The following is a 16203-nucleotide window of genomic DNA, read 5'->3' as shown; positions in this document are numbered from 1 at the left end:
AATTGTGTTAAACTTATTATATAATTAACTTTCCAATTTTTACAACAAAAAGTTTAATGACATTTAACTTTCTAACTATAAAGGAGCAATTATATGGCTACTCTCGGTGAAAAAATTAAAACGTTACGAAAAGAAAAAAAGCTTACTCAAACTGATCTAGCAGGTTCAGAACTCACAAAAAGTATGCTAAGTCAAATTGAAAATGGAAAAGCTACACCTTCTATGAAAACACTACAATATATCGCTGACAAACTTGAATGTGAAACGAGTTTTTTATTAGAAGAAGATGATGTAGAAATTGTAGAACTCATTCAACAAACGGAGAAACTAATAAAAGCAAACAAGTACGATGAAGTATATGAGGTTTTACTACCGATCGTTCAAAAAGAGCTACCTCCCACTTTGAATACTGCTCGTTTATATAAACAGTTTGTAACAGCTGCGGCTAAAATGAAAGATTACAATATTGAATATTACGTTGAAAAGGCTACTTCTATTTTTGAGAAATATACGTTATACCGGGATAGTACGGAAACAAAATTAAAATTATCCTTTACGATATTCACACGTAAAAAATATGCTGAATGTTTACAACTTATAGCTAGTATCCGAAATGACTATGAAGAAAAACATTTAGAAATGGATCTCATTATACATATCGAATTATATTTATATGAAGCAATTATTTTTCTTGCATGTGGTGATTACGAACAATGTGAAAGTGTCATTTTAGATGCACTTGCATTTTCAAAAAAACATCAAGTGTATTATAAAACAGATGAATTTTATCGTATTTTATCTTATCAAAAAGTAATCACGGCTGATAAAGAACAATATTTACATTACATAAAAAAATCAGAGCAATTCGCCATTTTTACAGAAGATAATTTCTCTGCAGCGGTTATTGATCTTTTAAAAGCTTTCTACTACAACACAATTGCTAATGAATATACAATTGCATTAGAACATTTAGAACAATTTCGAGAAAAATTAAAAGATGAGCCAATTTTTCAAGATGATGGATCATATTATCTTGAAAAAGGAAAAGCTTTGTATGGTTTAAAACAATACGAAGAAGCTTTAAAAACATTGCAACGCGCTATCATACCAGATTATATAAACCATCCACTTGATCACGCACGGCTTACAACAGCTGGGGCATATCGCGCTCTTTGTTATGTGAAACTTAATGAAAAAAAAAGAGCTCTTGAAGAAGTAACAGAAGCATATGAAATCGTACAGGCCTATCCTGATTCCATCTTCACTTCATTTATTAAAGAAACATTACAAATAATACAAAAACTTTAAGAATGTCTCTAAATGGTATATTATTCCTCTTTTTTAGCAAAGATAATAATGATGGGAGGAATATAAATGAATATACAACGTGCAATAGAGCTTTCTGTGTCAGCGGAACAAGCCAATGTCAGTTTTCAAGGCATGCCTGTTATGATTCAACACGTCGATGAAAGCAATGAAACCGCCCGCATATATGAAGTAAAAAACCCAGAACGCGAATTAACTGTTCCAGTTAATAGCTTAGAGGAAATATAAGAAATGCCACTTCTCTTTTGAAGTGGCATTTTTCTTCTTTCAGATTACTTACTATAAATTTCTTCAACCCTTTATTTTACATGAGCTGAAAAAATAAGAATTTTCTACTTCTTTTCTTTTTGTGACCTGCTAAAATACAAACTATGGATTAATTATTCGTACTATACATTAAGGAGGAAAAATAATGGCATCTACTTTAGAAAAAAACAAGCCTTATTATGCAGTTATATTCACTTCTAATTTATCAAATAATACAACTGACTATAATACCGTTGCCGAAGAAATGGAGAAACTTGCAAAGCAACAACCTGGATTTTTAGGTGTAGAAAGTGCAAGAGGTAATTCTGGACTCGGAATAACAATTTCTTATTGGGAATCACTTAATGCGATTGAAAATTGGAAAAAGAACACCTTACATAAAGAAGCGAAAAAAAGAGGTCGTGAGCAATGGTATGAAAACTTCCACCTGCGTATTTGCCTTGTTGAGAAAGAATTTAAGTTTCAAAGAGGCACAATATAACTATGAAAGAAAAATTAGCTCTCGTTATTGTTCATGAAATATATGGTGTGAACGACCATATGCATCACGTTATCCAGCACTTTACTTCATCTCATATAGATGTATTCTGTCCTAACCTTCTACAATCGCAACATGCATTTCATTATCATGATGAAGAAAAAGCATATGAACATTTTGTAAATCATATTGGTTTTGATGATGGAAAAAAGCAAATTGAAGAATTCATTTCTCATCTTTCTAGTAGTTATACACATATTGGACTTATCGGCTTTAGTGTTGGAGCTACCATCTCATGGCTATGTAGTAACGATCCGAAAATAAATTTTATTATCGGATGTTACGGTTCTCGTATACGCGACTATGTTCACATAAAGCCTACATGCGCTACACTACTTATATTCCCTGAAAAAGAAGCTAGTTTTTCAGTATCCTCTTTCATTCAAACATTACAGCAACAGAATAACCCTTTATTAGAAATAAAACAACTACACGGTGAACATGGATTTCTAAATCCGTACACTGAAAAATATAACGAGCACTCTACAAAACAAGCATACAATTTAATAGATTCATTTCTTGTAAAGTGAAACTTTAATCAGTGAGGGGTTATCCCCCACCTAATCTCTTTTCTTACGTTGAGTTTTAAGGTGTGGGTCTTACTGCCCATGCGTGATAAAAACAATCTTATAAAGGAGACTCGAATGACGCTGACATTGCTCTTACTTATTTTCATACTCATTGCCTTTATCTCAGCGCTAACTATCATTTTTATAACCGTAAAAAAAGGGAGATTTTTCAACCGCCCCTACTTAAAATCTATTATCGTTTACATTTTATTTTTTACAAATTGGATTTTATATTTATCAAATTTTTATGCGTTACTTCCCGAAAAGATTAGTGAGTTCCTATTCCTACCCATTTGGTTTTTCCTTTGTATATTAGGTTTTATCACTTTCTGGCGCGAATGGAGAAACAATCGTGTGTTCTCCATATGTATCGGTTTTCTTTCCTTTATTAGTTTTTTATTTGGGCTGTTTTTGTTAGTTCTTTCGGGGATGTAATAGAAGAAGGAAGAAAAGCCAACTTTCAACTTTTCTTCCTTCTCTGTTTACCTTTAGCTTTCACTGTCACTGATTCACAAGGTGTATAATATATTTGAGGTGTCGCCTTATCAACAAACATCATAAACGTAACGAAACCGATAATAAAGAAAATAAACAACGTTAACAAAATTGCTCCTATCGTTAAAAGTATCATAACACCACCCCTATATTTTTTATGTTATTACACTTTTCGCTATTATATGAGCGTAATCCTTTTTAGAAAAAGAAACGTAACAAAATAATCACAATCACTCCTGTTAATACTGTACCTAATAAACTACGAGTATATATCGCTACAAGAAATGTTGGAATTGCTGCAATAAGATAATCCCACTGCATCGTCTCGTGCATAAATAAAACTTGTGCTAAAAGTGCTGCTAATATTGCAATTGGTATGTAATTTAACCATTTTAAACCCCAGTCTGGAATTTGTAGTTTGCTAAATACGAGTAGAGGTAAAATACGTGGCACGAGTGTCACAGCTCCTGCTGCTAGTAAAAGTAATAATACATCTAATCTCATTTCCATTTTTCAATCACCACTCCAATCGTCGCAGCTAGTAAGGTTGCGATAATAACCGCTATACTATCTGGCATAATTAAGTGTGAAACGTATGCAAGTATAATCGCTACAATTGCAACACTTAAATGAATTGCTAGCTTTGGTTTACTACTTATGAGCTGAAGTACAAATAATCCGATAAACATCGCTGGTAATGCATAATCCATCCCGTATGTATGTGGATCTGGTATCCACTCACCAAATAGCCCGCCAATGATAGTAGCAAGAATCCAGTTTAAATAAGCCGTTACATTTAGCCCAATCATCCATCTTTCGCCTAAATATCCTTTTTGCGCTGCATGCTGCACTGCAACGCCGAACGTTTCATCTGTAATTTGAGAACCGATAATGACATTTTTTAATAGAGGTAGTTTCGTAAAGTACGGTGCGAGGGCAGCACTCATTAATAAATGGCGTAAATTAACAAAAAATACAGTAAAAATAATTGCGGAAGCAGGGGCACCGGCTGCATACATACCAGCTAATATAAACTGAGCAGAACCTGCATAAATTAAAGTGGACATAAACGCAATTTCAATGATGGAGAAACCAGCTGTTTTTGCAATTACACCAGCTGCTATACCGATGCTCAAGTAACCAAATACAGTTGGTAAACAATCTTTTACTCCTTGCTGAAATGTATCATCGCTCTGCAAAGCTACATGTGCCTCAGCTTTACTCATCTCTATCATCCTCCATTCCTTCTAAAGTTCGTTTTCCTGTTACGACATGAACTAAATCTATATTTTCACGCCATAACGTATCTAACTTATCAGCTCCAAATTCCTTTGTGATTTCTTCAACCATAATATCGTGTCGCACATACTCTGTAGCAACGAGAACTAGCGCTGGGTCATACGTTGTAACGGCCCATGAAGTGCTATCATTTGAGAAGTTCGCAATTAATACTTCCTCTCCATCACGAGCAATAACAGTTAAATGACCCCCCATTCTCTTTTCAACAACGTGGGGCGTCATATAATTATGGTGAAATGTCGCTCCTATTTTTGTTTCTGGAGCTCCAAATAAGATTGAGAATATATTCACGCCTTCCTCTTCCTTTTGATGAATGTATGGCTCAATTTCATGCACTTGATCTTCCCATACAGAAATCCATAACTCTTCCTTTGCCCTATTAATTATATTGCATATCTCTTTTAAAACACGATCATTTGAGCGAATATGCGAAATTACATCTATTTGTCGCTCTTGTTCTAAACAATTTAATTTCTCATCTAAAAATTCAAATGACTTTTCAAAGTCTTTTCGCATTCGATTCATTAATTCGGTAGCTGGTACTGGTACATATTTAACTGGTTCAGAGGGTACAATATGCACCGCTCCTTTATCCATTAACTTACCGAGTACCTCGTAAATCATAGAACGAGGTACTCCTGTTTGTTTACTCACTTCATAGCCCGTTACTGGCGAATGTTTTAACAATCCAATATACGCTTTACATTCATATTGAGAAAATCCTAACTTTTGTAACTCCTTTATAATTTCATCCATCGGTAACCCCTCACAATCTAAATCGCCCTTACTTCAAAACGACGATTTTGCTTCCCTTTACTTTTTACTTTATCAATAACAAGTGTTCCTATTTCACTCGTATTTTTCACATGTGTGCCTCCACAAGCTTGTTCGTCTAAATTTTCAATTGTAACAATGCGGATTTCTTGGATGGTAGTTGGCAGGAGATTTATTGCTGTTTTAATCATTCCTACAGCATTTTCTGCTTCTTCGCGGCTCATATAACGAGTGGAAATTTCTTTATTTTGCTTAATAAGTTTATTCACTTCCTCAACAATTTCTTCTACTTCCACGCTCGATAACTCTTGTAACTCATTAAAATCGATACGTGCTTTATCAGGATAAATTTGATTTCCGGTGCATAGAGCTCCATACTTTTCATAAACAACAGCTCCGATAAGATGCAGTAAAGAGTGATGACGCATTAAATTATGACGTCTTTCCCAATTTATCTCTAATTTAACTGGACCTAATTTTACTCGAGCTTCATCTTTTATATAGTGAACTATTTCTCCTTGCTCCTTCTTTACTTTTTCAACTTCAAATACAGACCCATCTTGTACAATGACACCCGTATCACATTCTTGCCCTCCACCAGTTGGATAAAAAACTGTTTCCTTTACAAATACTTTATTCCCTTCTACTTTTATCACTTCTGTTTCGCAACTCGTTTTGTATGCATCTTCTAAATATAATGCCGTTGTCATACTCTCACCTCTTTAGTAGTTATAGTTATACCTACTAATATAAAAAAGAAGCTCCGTAAAGTCAATTGATAATTCTGAAATTTGAAATTAATAAAAGACTCCTTTATTAGGAGTCCACTATCTCAATATTTCATTCGCTTCTTTTTCATAAATTTTATCAAATGACGTCATAACGCGCTGTGATGCTTGAATCATCTTTTGATCTGTCATAAGATCGGCCATCTCTTTCGTCATATCTACATTTGAATTTTCTAGCATATGATTTTTTACTATTCCTGTTCCGTTCGGTAAATTAGCAATGTTTCCTTCTGCTAGTGTAAAGCTTTTATTTTCACGTTGTACGAGACGTGCATTCGTTTCTGCATCTACTGTTTTTGTTTGCAAACGAGCAATATTATTTTGTGTTACTTCATCATATAATGTACCGTCTGCTTGTACAGCAACCTTTGCTCCTTCTAGAATACGAATACGCTCATTATTCTCTCCCATTACGAAAGCACCTGAAGATGTTTGTAAATATCGATCACTATTTAATGTGAAGCTACCATCTCTCGTTAAAAACGTTTCATCATTTTTAGAAGTAACAAAAAATGATGTTGTGCCGGCCGCGCCGTCATCTAAAAAGAAATCTGTAGCGCTATTTGTCATTTGTATATTTCCTTGTACTAAATTCACATGCGTTGCAGCTGGTACTACAGCGTAATCGACCGAACCGATATTTGTTACCGCCCCATCTCCGCGGCGATATGTGTCTTGTACATCAAATACTTTAGACGTCATATTTTCTGCTTTAAATCCTGTCGTTTGAGCATTTGCAACGTTATTCGAATGAACATTAATGCGCTGCATGTAATTCATCATGCCCATAGAACCTATATAAAGACCGTTCATATTCGTTTGAATAAGGCAAGCGCCTTATTCTTCACCTCTTTTCTACGATGTTTGTAACATTTGTTTTGCTAAATGTTCAGCTGTAGCGATATGTATATTTTTCTTTATGTCTTGGCCATCTGTCATTAATACAATAGGAGCTGATGATACTGCTGGAATTTTCAACAATTCGCCACTACTTGCTGTTTCATCAAATTTCGTAAACACAATACCATCTATATGAATATCTTTAAAGTTTGTAATAATTTCAATCATATCTTTACTTTTCATTGAAGCTGATAACGTTAAACAAATATAATCTGGTTCTACTTGTCCCATCGTTTCAATCATTTCTTCCACTGTTTCTGACGTACGATAATTTTTCCCTGCTGTATCAATTAAAATATAATCGACGCGTGCTTCTTCTTTAAAATACGTAAGCGCTCTTGTCATTGCAGCTTCATCACGTACAGCAATTACTTCCGATCCAATTGTCTTTACGTTATCTTGCAATTGCTGCACTGTCCCTATGCGCGAATGATCTGTCGTTATAAAACCAACTGTTTTGTTCTTACCGTGAAATTGCCATGCCATTTTCGCCAGTGTCGTCGTTTTACCAACGCCAGTTGGACCGATTAATGCAATTGTTTGTACTTCTTTTTCAAAGACGTTTTCCGTATTGAAATGAGATTTCATATCTTCCAATATGTACCTGATAACTTCTTCTTCCGTAATCATCGTTGCATTTTCAAACTTTATTTTTAACTTTTCAGCATATGCATGAATGAAATATTGTTCCACATCGTTTTGTTCTAGCATCCGAATTACTTTTTGAATAATAAACGGTACAGATTCTTGGTTTTCTTTCTTTGTAACCACTTCTTCTTTCTTTAGTGGAACGACTTGTTTCACAACTTTTTTCTTTTTCGTTACTTCCGTTTCTTTCGTCTGTTTCACCACAACAATTCCTTTTTCAAACAGCTTTAATAGTTTCTCTTTTTTTCTTGCCCATTCTTCACTATTTCCTGTTTGCATCGCCGCGTATGACATAGGAGTCGTTACATTTTCTAAATTGTGCAGTACTGATTGAATTCCATTCGCCTTCACAATTTGTTCTGAAGGATCATTCACAACATCCATTAACTGTTCATGAAATTGAGCTGTACCTTCATTCACTTCTTCCTGTTTTTCTTCTGGAAAAGCAACTAACATTTCATAATCCTTTTTCCAAAAAAACGGTATATTTCGTTTTACACTTTCATCGACAACGTAATAATAATCTGTACCATATTGGTCAAATAACTTTCGATACAATTCATTTTTCGAAGCTGCTTTTATTCGCATTAACGCTTCTTTCTTTTCTGTACTTTCCATTACTTCACCCCCTACTATTCAATATAGGCAATTTGATCCACAACAATTTCTGGTGCTAATTCGCTAATACAAAGTACTTGTGCTTCCACTTGATAACGTTCTAGCAGTCTTACAATCGCAAATCTAAAATCTTTTCTACGTGTTAATAACACTGGTTCTCTTCCCATTAAACGTGCTTGTTTAAAGACGCGCTGCACTTGCTCAACGACACGTGTTTCTAAATCTAAATCCCAGTTTAATAAGTAACCTTGATATGAATTATTCACAACATCCGCATCTAACTCGATTGAATCAGAGAAGAGCGCTGCATATATTTTTCCGTCTGGATTTTTCGCATTTTCACAAATAACTTTTGAAATACATTCACGAACAAATGATGTCACACCGTCAACGTGGTTTTGATAAATTTCTTTGCCGTCAATAATACCTTCAATAATTGTTGGTAAATCACGAATAGAAATACCTTCTTTTAGAAGTTGTTTAATAACATTTTGAACGAGTGATAAATCAATTTCTTTCTTCTTAATCTCTTCTAATAGAACGCCATTATCATTTTCAAGCGAATTAATTAAATCTTTTACATGTTGGCGCTGAATTAATTCGTGAAGATTACGTCTAACGACAACATCTAAATGTGTAATTAATATGCTAAGTGGCTCTAACACTTGATAGCCTTTCATTTGTGCATCTTGCACCATATGCTCTAAAATCCAATATCCATCTTCACCGAAAATTGGATCTTTCGCTGGCTCTGCATCTAAATCAGCCATTACGTTTGGCGTTTTCAATGCTAATAAATAACCTGATTTTAAAACACCCTCAGCCGCCTTCGCACCTTTAATACGAATAATGTAACGTCCGCGTGGTCTAAAACTCGTATTATCTTTAAAGTTAATTCCAGGAACATTAATACCGAGGTCAGTAATAATCGACTTCCTCATAAGAACAACTTTATCACGAGCTGTTTCCCCGTTAATTTTCTGCTTTACAAGTGCTGCTAAATCTAAACCGAGTTCTACTATAATTGGATATTTATCCGTAAATACTCCAAATGAATCTTCCACTTGTTGCAGTTGCTCATCTTCGCCTTGAATCATTTCTATTTCTTTTTGAAGCTCGTCTTCTTTTTCTTTCTTTATTCGATTTTTATTACGAATGCCCAAGAAGATAATCGTTCCGCCAACGAGTGCGAATGGTAGAAACGGTAGCGGAGTAAAAATACCCATTGCGATAAACAAACCACCGAGCGCATATACAACAACTTCATGTGCTAATAACTCTTTAAAGATTCCTTCCGTTACCGTATCCGGTGAACCATCAAATACACGCGTTACGATAATACCTGTTGAAATCGCAAGCATTAACGAACCGATTTGGTTTACGATTCCGTCACCGACAGTTAACTGTGTATAATGAAGAGCCGCATCTGCAAAGCTCATTCCTTGCTGCATCATTCCGACAATTAAACCGAAAATAATGTTTACGAATAAAATGACAATCCCGAAAATAACGTCCCCTTTAATGAACTTCCCGGCACCATCCATCGCTCCGTAAAACTCTGTTTCCATATTTAATTTTTTTCGTTTTGCTTGTGCATCTTTTTCTGAAATAATACGCTGGTTTAAATCAGCATCGATAGACATTTGTTTCCCTGGTAAAGAATCAAGTGTAAAACGAGCTGCTACTTCAGCTGTACGCGATGCACCGTTTGCAACGATAAACTGGAATATGATTAATACTGTAAAAATAACGATACCAATTAATAAGTTTCCGCCAATTACGAACTGGCCGAACTCTTCAATAACATGACCGGCATTTCCGTCTGTCAAAATCGCTCGCGTCGTCGAAACGTTAATCGATACGCGGAAAATCCCGATTAATAACAACATCGTCGGAAATGACTTTAATTCATCCCACTCGTTAATACTTGTCGCTCGCATATAAATAAGTACTGACATACTTAGTAGAAAAACGATAATGATATCAAGTATAAATGGTGGAAGTGGAATTAAGAGCGCCACTACGAATGACGCTGCTAAAAAGATAGAAAAATAGGTTCTTGCAGAATCTATCTTAAACAAAGAGATCTCCTCCAAACGCGCTATTATACTTCAAGTTCATTTGTCTGAATTAAATAGCGCATAACTTCAATTACAGCTACATATAAATCTTCTGGAATCGCCATATCTTCCTCGACTTGATAATATAAAGAACGAGCAAGCGGACGGTTTTCCACCATTGGTATTTCTTGTTCACGGGCAAGCGTTCGTATATATAACGCGAGCTCATCTTCCCCTTTTGCAACGACAATTGGTGCTGCATCAACGTGTTTATTGTAACGAAGTACGACCGAAATATGAGTCGGGTTGTTTACAATAAACGTTGCGCCATCCATCTTCTTCGCAATTGTTCCTTGCAAGATTGCATGCATAAAGTTTTTTCGTTTCCCTTTAACTTGCGGGTCCCCTTCATTATCTTTATGCTCTTGTTTCACTTCTTCTTTTTTCATCTTAATATCTTGCTCGTACTCCCATTTTTGATAAATGAAATCAATAATAGAAAGAACGATTAAAATAATTAAAATTGCTAAGAAAATAAATTTAATTTCCCTAATAATTTCAGTAAGTGATGCAGTCCAGTTAAATCCAATCATACTGACAATTTTCTCTAAATTCTTTTTAAAGAGAACGTAAGCGACGTAACCGATTAATCCCATATAAAACAGTGATTTCAAAATATCTACTAAACTTTTACGACTAAACAGTCTCGTAAAATAGTTTTTCGGATTAATACGTGACGCTTTCGGTTTAATGACTTTAGAAGAAAATAGGAAGCCGACTTGAATCATATAATTGAATAAATGAAAAGCGTATACGAGTATTAATATCGGAGCTGATACTTTCAGTAATAAAATCCCCATTAAATAAAAATACTCGGTTGAATCTGTATTTTTTCCAATTTGATCAAACAGCACCGCTACGGAATTTGCAATCTCATACCCTAGCCAATCTCCGAAGAAATAAACGACAACTGCTAATACGAGAATGGAAAATAAATTATTTAAATCTTTACTCCGGGCAATATTCCCTTCTTCACGCGATTTTTTACGCTTCTGCGGGGTGGCCTTTTCTGTTTTATTATCCTTTGCCATGCGCGTCCCCCTACTTCGTTAAGAAAAAGTTAAATAGTTTCGTATATTCTTCAAGTAATACATCCGTCATATTTTTAAACACATAACCGAGCATCGGTACACTCATCGCAATAAACAAAATACCACATGTAATTTTAATTACGTATGCATTCATAAAAACGTTTAATTGCGGAGCGTTTTTTGCAATTAAAATTAGAACAAAGTTAATGATGAATAAACTTCCCATAAGCGGAAGAGCAATTTCAACCGCTGATGTGATCGCAAATAATAGCGTTGCGAGTAGACTATCTAAGAAACTAGTCGTCAGCAATTTTGAAATCGCCTCTGTATATTGAAACGACTTTAAAATCGTGGCAACTAAATAATTAATGCCGCCAAGTGAAATAAAAATAATGAGAAAAAATATATCAAAAATGGTTGATAGTAAAGTAGACTGTGAGCCCGCATTTACATCAAACAAACTTGCTTGTGATAAACCGATATCAAAGTCTAAAATATGCCCGGCCATTTTCGGAATGTTCCACAGCATTTCTACAATTTTTGAAAGAGATAATCCAATTACAATTTGCGTCGCTGCATAAGCAGCTACATCCCAAACCGTCTTTATGTGAGAAACATCAACTTGATCGGCAACTGTAATCGACAGACCGAGCCCAAATGTAACCTTCGCCATAGCTGGAATAGATCGTCCTGAGAAAAACGGTAAAAAATATAAAAATGAAGTAATGCGGCAAAACGCAAAAAACGTCGCCGCCCATAATTCCATATTCATTTCAGTTCACCCATCTTAGTACGAACGCAATAGCGATGGGATTTTATCAAATAAATCTAAAATAAGCGTCGTTAACTCTTGAAACATCCACGGACCTAAAATGATAATAACGAGCACAATACTCGCCATTTTCGGTAAAAACGTCAGCGTTTGCTCTTGAATTTGCATCATCGCCATAATGACAGCGATGATAATAACGACAATCATACTTACGCCGGCAACCGGCATTAAAATCATAACCCCTTTATAAAAAAAGGTTTGAAAAATATCTATAATTGGTGACGTATTCATTTATATGACTCCTATCACATAGCATCAAACGCTTCAGGCGACCGTTTTAAACATAATGTCGACGATTTTTGTATATCCACCTAAATATACGAAAACGAGTATTTTAAACGGTAAACTTAAAATCATCGGCGGTACCATCATCATCCCGAGGTACATTAAAAGTGTACTAATAATCAAATCTATAAATACAAACGCTAAATAAATGAACATCCCTGTTAGTAAACCTTTTTGAATTTGCGTTAACGTAAAGGATGGTACGAGTGTAAATAAGGAAAGATCTTTCAAATCTTTTGGCAACTCTTCTCCGCGTACTTTCAGCATCATTTTTAAATCATGCTTATACGTATGCTTTGACATATATTCTTTCATAATAGGAGCTGTCGTCTCCGCAGCTTGACTTACTGTTATTTTCTCTTTCGTCATCGGATCCCACACATCGCTCTTCAGTTGCCCGAGTACAGGCTGCATCGTAAAGAGTGATAAAAATAATGCAAGTCCAACAAGCACTTGGTTTGGTGGTAAATTCATTACCCCAAGTCCTTGACGTGTAATCCCTAGAACGATCATAAAATAAGTAAAATGTGTAAATAATAGAACGATAGAAGAAGATAATGATAAAAGGGTAACGAGCGCAAATAGTTGTACACTTGAATTACTCGTAAACTCTTTTCCATTTTCGAAATTAATAAAACCGTTCGGGGCTGCATACGCTGGATTTACAAAAATAATTGAAAAAACGATAGAAAATACGAAAATAACGGCTAATAATGATAACTGTTTCTTTATTCTCATGATGGATCCTCTACTTTTTTCGTTTCACTCTTCACCGCGTCTTCTAGTGCTTGTTGAAACTGATTTCCTGTTCCGGTTAATTGCACAGACTGCACACCGTTATTACTAATAACAGTGAACACTTGCTTTCCGTCCACTTCAAATAAAAAGGCACTCGTTTGATGATTTAAATAAACGCCGTCTTTTACTTGAATATGGCCATTTTCACCTTGCTTAAAAAACTGCTGTTTGCGCGTCTTTTTCGTCATATAATATGCACCGTAACCGAGCGCACCAAACAGTAAAACGACTTGAAATAAGGTCGTCATATACGACATATGACTCCTCCTCTACTCTTTATCTTGCATTTGACTTTGCGCTTTCATAAGCGCCGCTTGTTTCTTATCAGCTTCAATTTCAGAAATGATAATACCGAATTTTTCGTCCATTACGATTGCTTCACCGATGCCGACTTTCATATTACTTAAATACACATCTACTTTATGTCCTAAATTTTTCTCTACTTCCAGTACATCGCCAACTTTTAACTGCTTTACATCACCAAGTGTAATAGATGACTTTCCAAGCTTTACACCAAGTTCAATCGAAATATCTGAAACAGTATCAATATGTGCTTTACCTGCTTCATTTCGCTTTCCTGCAAAATCTTCTAATCCCATTAATGACACGGGAGATACTTCATGCTTCATATGGATCCTCCTACTCTACAAAACTTTTAAATAGGAGCGCCTTACGCGTTCCATCTTTTCCAATAAAACAATTAAATTTATGCTTTCCATCTACATAACCAAGTAATTCATCTGAAACTTTCGTATGAAGCGGAATAATATCGCCTTCTTCAATTTGTTCAATCTCACTCATTGTCATTTTCTGCTCACCAATTGCAACGTGAACAGGTTTGTACACTTGATTTACTTTCACTTCCACTTCAGACGTATACTTTTTACGTTTATCTGAAGAATGTTCGACAATATTTTCAGACGTTAACTTATCCATAATTTCTTCAACAGATAAGAATGGAATTCCAATACGCACCGTCGTATTCCAGAAATCTGTTTTCATATTTACGTTAAGTAATGAAATGATATCGCTCGCTGTCGTAATCTTTAGTGCATTCGGATCTGTTTCCGTCGTTACAAATTTCGGTTCAATCGCAACAACACTTTCAAATGATTGCTCTAAATTTTTACAAAGAAGCAAGAATATATTATCAAGCGTTAAAAACTCAAATGCTGTTAACGGTCTGCGCATCGTAAAGTTACGCTTACTATCTCCGCCAAGCCAACATTCATGAATATAAATAACGAATGCCAAATCAATCTCAATAACAATTTCTCCAAGCTCTGGTAAACCGAGATCAATTACGCAATATAAATAATAATCTTTCGGCATTTTCTCCACATACTCACTGGTAAATGGAACTTGCTCAACTGTTGAAGGCTCTAGTTCAATTGGAATACGCATACGCGCTGATAACGTCTGTGACGTCTGTTTTCCAAACGTAGAAGCAATCGCTTGCAAACTACGTAAATGCTCAACACCGAACTTCTCTGGTCTATTAAAATCATACTCTTGAAATTTCTCTTGCTTTCCTGCTTCTTGTGCGAAAGCTGGCATTTCCTCGCCTTCATTTACCGCCTTCAGCAGGGCATCAATTTGCTCTTGGCTTAATTTTTCGCCACTCATGACAATCCCCTTCCCTACCTTTTCAATTCAACGATTTCAACGTACATCTTTCCATTCTTCGTCAAAATCTTTCCGGTTCCAATCTCTTCATTCTCAAGCATAAGACGCACCGTATTTTTCGTTGAATTTTCAAGACGATACAATGTACCTTTCGTAATATGAAGCAGATCTTCAATTTTCTTTTTCGTATTTCCGATTTCAAAATAAATTGTTAACGGAATATCATCTTGTAATTTCAAATCTAGCCAACTCCCATATCATGTTCACGAAAATTTCATGTTCTCTCTATATATGAAACTTCTTATTTTGAAACGTCGATATTTAATATTTTTTTAATATATCCTTGCGTTTCTTTAAATGGCGGTACGCCTCCGTACTTCCTCACATTCCCAGGGCCAGCATTATAAGAAGCAAGCGCCAATACTAAGTCGCCGTTATTTTTCTTTAAATAACCGCTTAACTCTTTTACGCCACCTTCAATACTTTCAGCTGGTGAAAATGGATTCTTCACACCCATCTCCTTCACATTCGCTGGCATAAGCTGCATAAGACCCATCGCACCTGCATGTGACACCGTTTTCGGATTAAAATTAGACTCTACTTCAATCATTTTTTGAATTAACGTTTTCGGAATTCCGTATGTACGACTTATACGATCAATAATATCCTCATACTTCCCTTCATTGGAAGAACGTATTTTTTGAATATTATACTTCTTCGTTAATTCCCACGTATCAACAGCCTCATTTTTCGTTTCTAGGAAACGTCGTTCAAACTCTTTTTGCGCAACTTGCACTTCAGCTGCTTTCTTCGTTTCAGCCTTTTCTTCAGACTTACTCGCTTCCTCTACTTTATTAATAGTTTCTACCGGCTTATTAACAACCGCTTCTATTTTCGTAGATTGTACCGGCTGACTCATATCTTCTACTTTTGCCGGCTGCGTAGTTTCTTTCGTCTCCTTCGCAGGCTCACTCTGCAACTTCTCTTGAAAACGACTACTAACGAATGCTTGTGGACTACTTAGCTTTTGCTGAATTTGCCCTTTCTTATATGCAAGCACTTCTTTTACTATATTTCCAACTATCATAATATCACCTTTTCGGTAAACAAAGATAATCTAATATTAGAGTTTTTTTTTAAAGTTTGCAATAATCCTTTTAATAATTATGTAATAAAAAAATGAATATATTGTTAAACTGTTATTTTTTTATATTTATTAATTCGAATTTTTAGTTGACACCCGCTATGACAGGGATTACAATAAATCTCGAAATTGATTTTTTCGCATA

General features: G+C 35.2%; 22 protein-coding genes. 5 read left to right on the top strand and 17 right to left on the bottom strand.

Going from position 1 to position 16203, the window contains the following annotated elements:
• Positions 1-93: 93 nt before the first annotated feature.
• The 5 genes from ACTFRM_RS04820 (at position 94) to ACTFRM_RS04800 (ending at position 3135) form a co-directional block, all read left to right on the top strand.
• Complete coding sequence (locus ACTFRM_RS04820; protein WP_000212385.1) at positions 94-1308, top strand: transcriptional regulator; 1215 nt, start codon at positions 94-96, stop codon at positions 1306-1308.
• A gap of 66 nt (positions 1309-1374) precedes the next feature.
• Complete coding sequence (locus ACTFRM_RS04815; protein ID WP_001025733.1) at positions 1375-1554, top strand: H-type small acid-soluble spore protein; 180 nt, start codon at positions 1375-1377, stop codon at positions 1552-1554.
• Positions 1555-1738: 184 nt separating this feature from the next.
• Entirely contained in the window at positions 1739-2074 is a 336-nt protein-coding gene (locus ACTFRM_RS04810; protein ID WP_000168856.1) for an antibiotic biosynthesis monooxygenase family protein, read from the top strand.
• Between the two features lie 2 nt (positions 2075-2076).
• Positions 2077-2661 (top strand): dienelactone hydrolase family protein, encoded by a 585-nt coding sequence (locus ACTFRM_RS04805; RefSeq protein ID WP_000660111.1) that lies wholly within the window; start codon positions 2077-2079, stop codon positions 2659-2661.
• Between the two features lie 114 nt (positions 2662-2775).
• Positions 2776-3135 carry a hypothetical protein gene (locus ACTFRM_RS04800; protein ID WP_173600494.1) on the top strand — a complete coding sequence of 120 codons (360 nt, stop codon included), beginning with the start codon at positions 2776-2778 and terminating at the stop codon, positions 3133-3135.
• A gap of 25 nt (positions 3136-3160) precedes the next feature.
• On the opposite strand, the gene ACTFRM_RS04795 is transcribed toward ACTFRM_RS04800, so the two are convergent.
• The 17 genes from ACTFRM_RS04795 to ACTFRM_RS04715 all read right to left on the bottom strand — a co-directional run bounded on the left by ACTFRM_RS04795 (position 3161) and on the right by ACTFRM_RS04715 (position 16001).
• Positions 3161-3331, bottom strand: coding sequence for a DUF3951 domain-containing protein (locus ACTFRM_RS04795; protein WP_000602242.1), 171 nt, complete (start codon positions 3329-3331; stop codon positions 3161-3163).
• Positions 3332-3393: 62 nt separating this feature from the next.
• A complete protein-coding gene (locus ACTFRM_RS04790) occupies positions 3394-3705 on the bottom strand; it encodes an AzlD domain-containing protein (RefSeq protein WP_000425942.1) in 312 nt (103 codons plus the stop codon).
• Positions 3696-4421, bottom strand: a complete 726-nt coding sequence (locus ACTFRM_RS04785; protein WP_000029973.1) for an AzlC family ABC transporter permease — start codon at positions 4419-4421, stop codon at positions 3696-3698. The genes ACTFRM_RS04790 and ACTFRM_RS04785 overlap by 10 nt, the downstream gene beginning before the upstream one ends.
• Complete coding sequence (locus ACTFRM_RS04780) at positions 4414-5250, bottom strand: TrmB family transcriptional regulator (protein WP_000343354.1); 837 nt, start codon at positions 5248-5250, stop codon at positions 4414-4416. Before ACTFRM_RS04780 ends, ACTFRM_RS04785 begins: the two co-directional genes overlap by 8 nt.
• A 17-nt stretch (positions 5251-5267) precedes the next feature.
• On the bottom strand, positions 5268-5978 hold the full coding sequence (locus tag ACTFRM_RS04775; RefSeq protein WP_000205382.1) for an alanyl-tRNA editing protein: 711 nt from the start codon (positions 5976-5978) through the stop codon (positions 5268-5270).
• 117 nt (positions 5979-6095) lie between these two features.
• Positions 6096-6869: a flagellar basal-body rod protein FlgG gene (locus ACTFRM_RS04770; RefSeq protein ID WP_001013931.1), complete on the bottom strand. Its 774-nt coding sequence runs from the start codon at positions 6867-6869 to the stop codon at positions 6096-6098.
• 42 nt (positions 6870-6911) lie between these two features.
• A complete protein-coding gene (gene flhF / locus ACTFRM_RS04765) occupies positions 6912-8222 on the bottom strand; it encodes a flagellar biosynthesis protein FlhF (RefSeq protein ID WP_000446167.1) in 1311 nt (436 codons plus the stop codon).
• A gap of 14 nt (positions 8223-8236) precedes the next feature.
• Positions 8237-10303, bottom strand: coding sequence for a flagellar biosynthesis protein FlhA (gene flhA, locus ACTFRM_RS04760; RefSeq protein WP_000472534.1), 2067 nt, complete (start codon positions 10301-10303; stop codon positions 8237-8239).
• Positions 10304-10326: 23 nt separating this feature from the next.
• On the bottom strand, positions 10327-11373 hold the full coding sequence (gene flhB, locus ACTFRM_RS04755) for a flagellar type III secretion system protein FlhB (protein WP_001040112.1): 1047 nt from the start codon (positions 11371-11373) through the stop codon (positions 10327-10329).
• A 10-nt stretch (positions 11374-11383) separates the two neighbouring features.
• On the bottom strand, positions 11384-12145 hold the full coding sequence (locus tag ACTFRM_RS04750; RefSeq protein WP_001055704.1) for a flagellar biosynthetic protein FliR: 762 nt from the start codon (positions 12143-12145) through the stop codon (positions 11384-11386).
• A gap of 15 nt (positions 12146-12160) precedes the next feature.
• A complete protein-coding gene (locus ACTFRM_RS04745) occupies positions 12161-12436 on the bottom strand; it encodes a flagellar biosynthetic protein FliQ (protein ID WP_001098085.1) in 276 nt (91 codons plus the stop codon).
• 33 nt (positions 12437-12469) lie between these two features.
• Positions 12470-13228, bottom strand: a complete 759-nt coding sequence (locus ACTFRM_RS04740) for a flagellar type III secretion system pore protein FliP (protein WP_001220582.1) — start codon at positions 13226-13228, stop codon at positions 12470-12472.
• A complete protein-coding gene (locus ACTFRM_RS04735; RefSeq protein ID WP_000121176.1) occupies positions 13225-13545 on the bottom strand; it encodes a hypothetical protein in 321 nt (106 codons plus the stop codon). Before ACTFRM_RS04735 ends, ACTFRM_RS04740 begins: the two co-directional genes overlap by 4 nt.
• 12 nt (positions 13546-13557) lie before the next feature.
• The gene (gene fliN, locus ACTFRM_RS04730; protein WP_000680010.1) at positions 13558-13917 is read right to left on the bottom strand and encodes a flagellar motor switch protein FliN; all 360 of its coding nucleotides are present in this window, start codon (positions 13915-13917) and stop codon (positions 13558-13560) included.
• A 10-nt stretch (positions 13918-13927) separates the two neighbouring features.
• Complete coding sequence (fliM, locus tag ACTFRM_RS04725; RefSeq protein WP_000012360.1) at positions 13928-14914, bottom strand: flagellar motor switch protein FliM; 987 nt, start codon at positions 14912-14914, stop codon at positions 13928-13930.
• 14 nt (positions 14915-14928) lie between these two features.
• Positions 14929-15153, bottom strand: a complete 225-nt coding sequence (locus ACTFRM_RS04720; RefSeq protein ID WP_000775712.1) for a flagellar motor switch protein FliN — start codon at positions 15151-15153, stop codon at positions 14929-14931.
• Between the two features lie 62 nt (positions 15154-15215).
• Complete coding sequence (locus tag ACTFRM_RS04715; RefSeq protein WP_440043101.1) at positions 15216-16001, bottom strand: lytic transglycosylase domain-containing protein; 786 nt, start codon at positions 15999-16001, stop codon at positions 15216-15218.
• Positions 16002-16203: the final 202 nt, after the last annotated feature.

The organism is Bacillus cereus group sp. MYBK227-1 (assembly GCF_051916325.1).
Classification (GTDB): domain Bacteria; phylum Bacillota; class Bacilli; order Bacillales; family Bacillaceae_G; genus Bacillus_A; species Bacillus_A cereus.
Note: the sequence above shows the minus strand (reverse complement) of the source record. Positions and strands in the feature narration are given on the sequence as shown.

What these genes read in the sequence shown, in the direction of transcription:
- ACTFRM_RS04820 (WP_000212385.1), top strand. Translation starts at nt 94, where the DNA reads ATGGCTACTCTCGGTGAAAAAATTAAAACGTTACGAAAAGAAAAAAAG.
- ACTFRM_RS04815 (WP_001025733.1), top strand. Translation starts at nt 1,375, where the DNA reads ATGAATATACAACGTGCAATAGAGCTTTCTGTGTCAGCGGAACAAGCC.
- ACTFRM_RS04810 (WP_000168856.1), top strand. Translation starts at nt 1,739, where the DNA reads ATGGCATCTACTTTAGAAAAAAACAAGCCTTATTATGCAGTTATATTC.
- ACTFRM_RS04805 (WP_000660111.1), top strand. Translation starts at nt 2,077, where the DNA reads ATGAAAGAAAAATTAGCTCTCGTTATTGTTCATGAAATATATGGTGTG.
- ACTFRM_RS04800 (WP_173600494.1), top strand. Translation starts at nt 2,776, where the DNA reads ATGACGCTGACATTGCTCTTACTTATTTTCATACTCATTGCCTTTATC.
- ACTFRM_RS04795 (WP_000602242.1), bottom strand. Translation starts at nt 3,331, where the DNA reads ATGATACTTTTAACGATAGGAGCAATTTTGTTAACGTTGTTTATTTTC.
- ACTFRM_RS04790 (WP_000425942.1), bottom strand. Translation starts at nt 3,705, where the DNA reads ATGGAAATGAGATTAGATGTATTATTACTTTTACTAGCAGCAGGAGCT.
- ACTFRM_RS04785 (WP_000029973.1), bottom strand. Translation starts at nt 4,421, where the DNA reads ATGAGTAAAGCTGAGGCACATGTAGCTTTGCAGAGCGATGATACATTT.
- ACTFRM_RS04780 (WP_000343354.1), bottom strand. Translation starts at nt 5,250, where the DNA reads ATGGATGAAATTATAAAGGAGTTACAAAAGTTAGGATTTTCTCAATAT.
- ACTFRM_RS04775 (WP_000205382.1), bottom strand. Translation starts at nt 5,978, where the DNA reads ATGACAACGGCATTATATTTAGAAGATGCATACAAAACGAGTTGCGAA.
- ACTFRM_RS04770 (WP_001013931.1), bottom strand. Translation starts at nt 6,869, where the DNA reads ATGAACGGTCTTTATATAGGTTCTATGGGCATGATGAATTACATGCAG.
- flhF (WP_000446167.1), bottom strand. Translation starts at nt 8,222, where the DNA reads ATGGAAAGTACAGAAAAGAAAGAAGCGTTAATGCGAATAAAAGCAGCT.
- flhB (WP_001040112.1), bottom strand. Translation starts at nt 11,373, where the DNA reads ATGGCAAAGGATAATAAAACAGAAAAGGCCACCCCGCAGAAGCGTAAA.
- ACTFRM_RS04750 (WP_001055704.1), bottom strand. Translation starts at nt 12,145, where the DNA reads ATGAATATGGAATTATGGGCGGCGACGTTTTTTGCGTTTTGCCGCATT.
- ACTFRM_RS04745 (WP_001098085.1), bottom strand. Translation starts at nt 12,436, where the DNA reads ATGAATACGTCACCAATTATAGATATTTTTCAAACCTTTTTTTATAAA.
- ACTFRM_RS04740 (WP_001220582.1), bottom strand. Translation starts at nt 13,228, where the DNA reads ATGAGAATAAAGAAACAGTTATCATTATTAGCCGTTATTTTCGTATTT.
- ACTFRM_RS04735 (WP_000121176.1), bottom strand. Translation starts at nt 13,545, where the DNA reads ATGTCGTATATGACGACCTTATTTCAAGTCGTTTTACTGTTTGGTGCG.
- fliN (WP_000680010.1), bottom strand. Translation starts at nt 13,917, where the DNA reads ATGAAGCATGAAGTATCTCCCGTGTCATTAATGGGATTAGAAGATTTT.
- fliM (WP_000012360.1), bottom strand. Translation starts at nt 14,914, where the DNA reads ATGAGTGGCGAAAAATTAAGCCAAGAGCAAATTGATGCCCTGCTGAAG.
- ACTFRM_RS04715 (WP_440043101.1), bottom strand. Translation starts at nt 16,001, where the DNA reads ATGATAGTTGGAAATATAGTAAAAGAAGTGCTTGCATATAAGAAAGGG.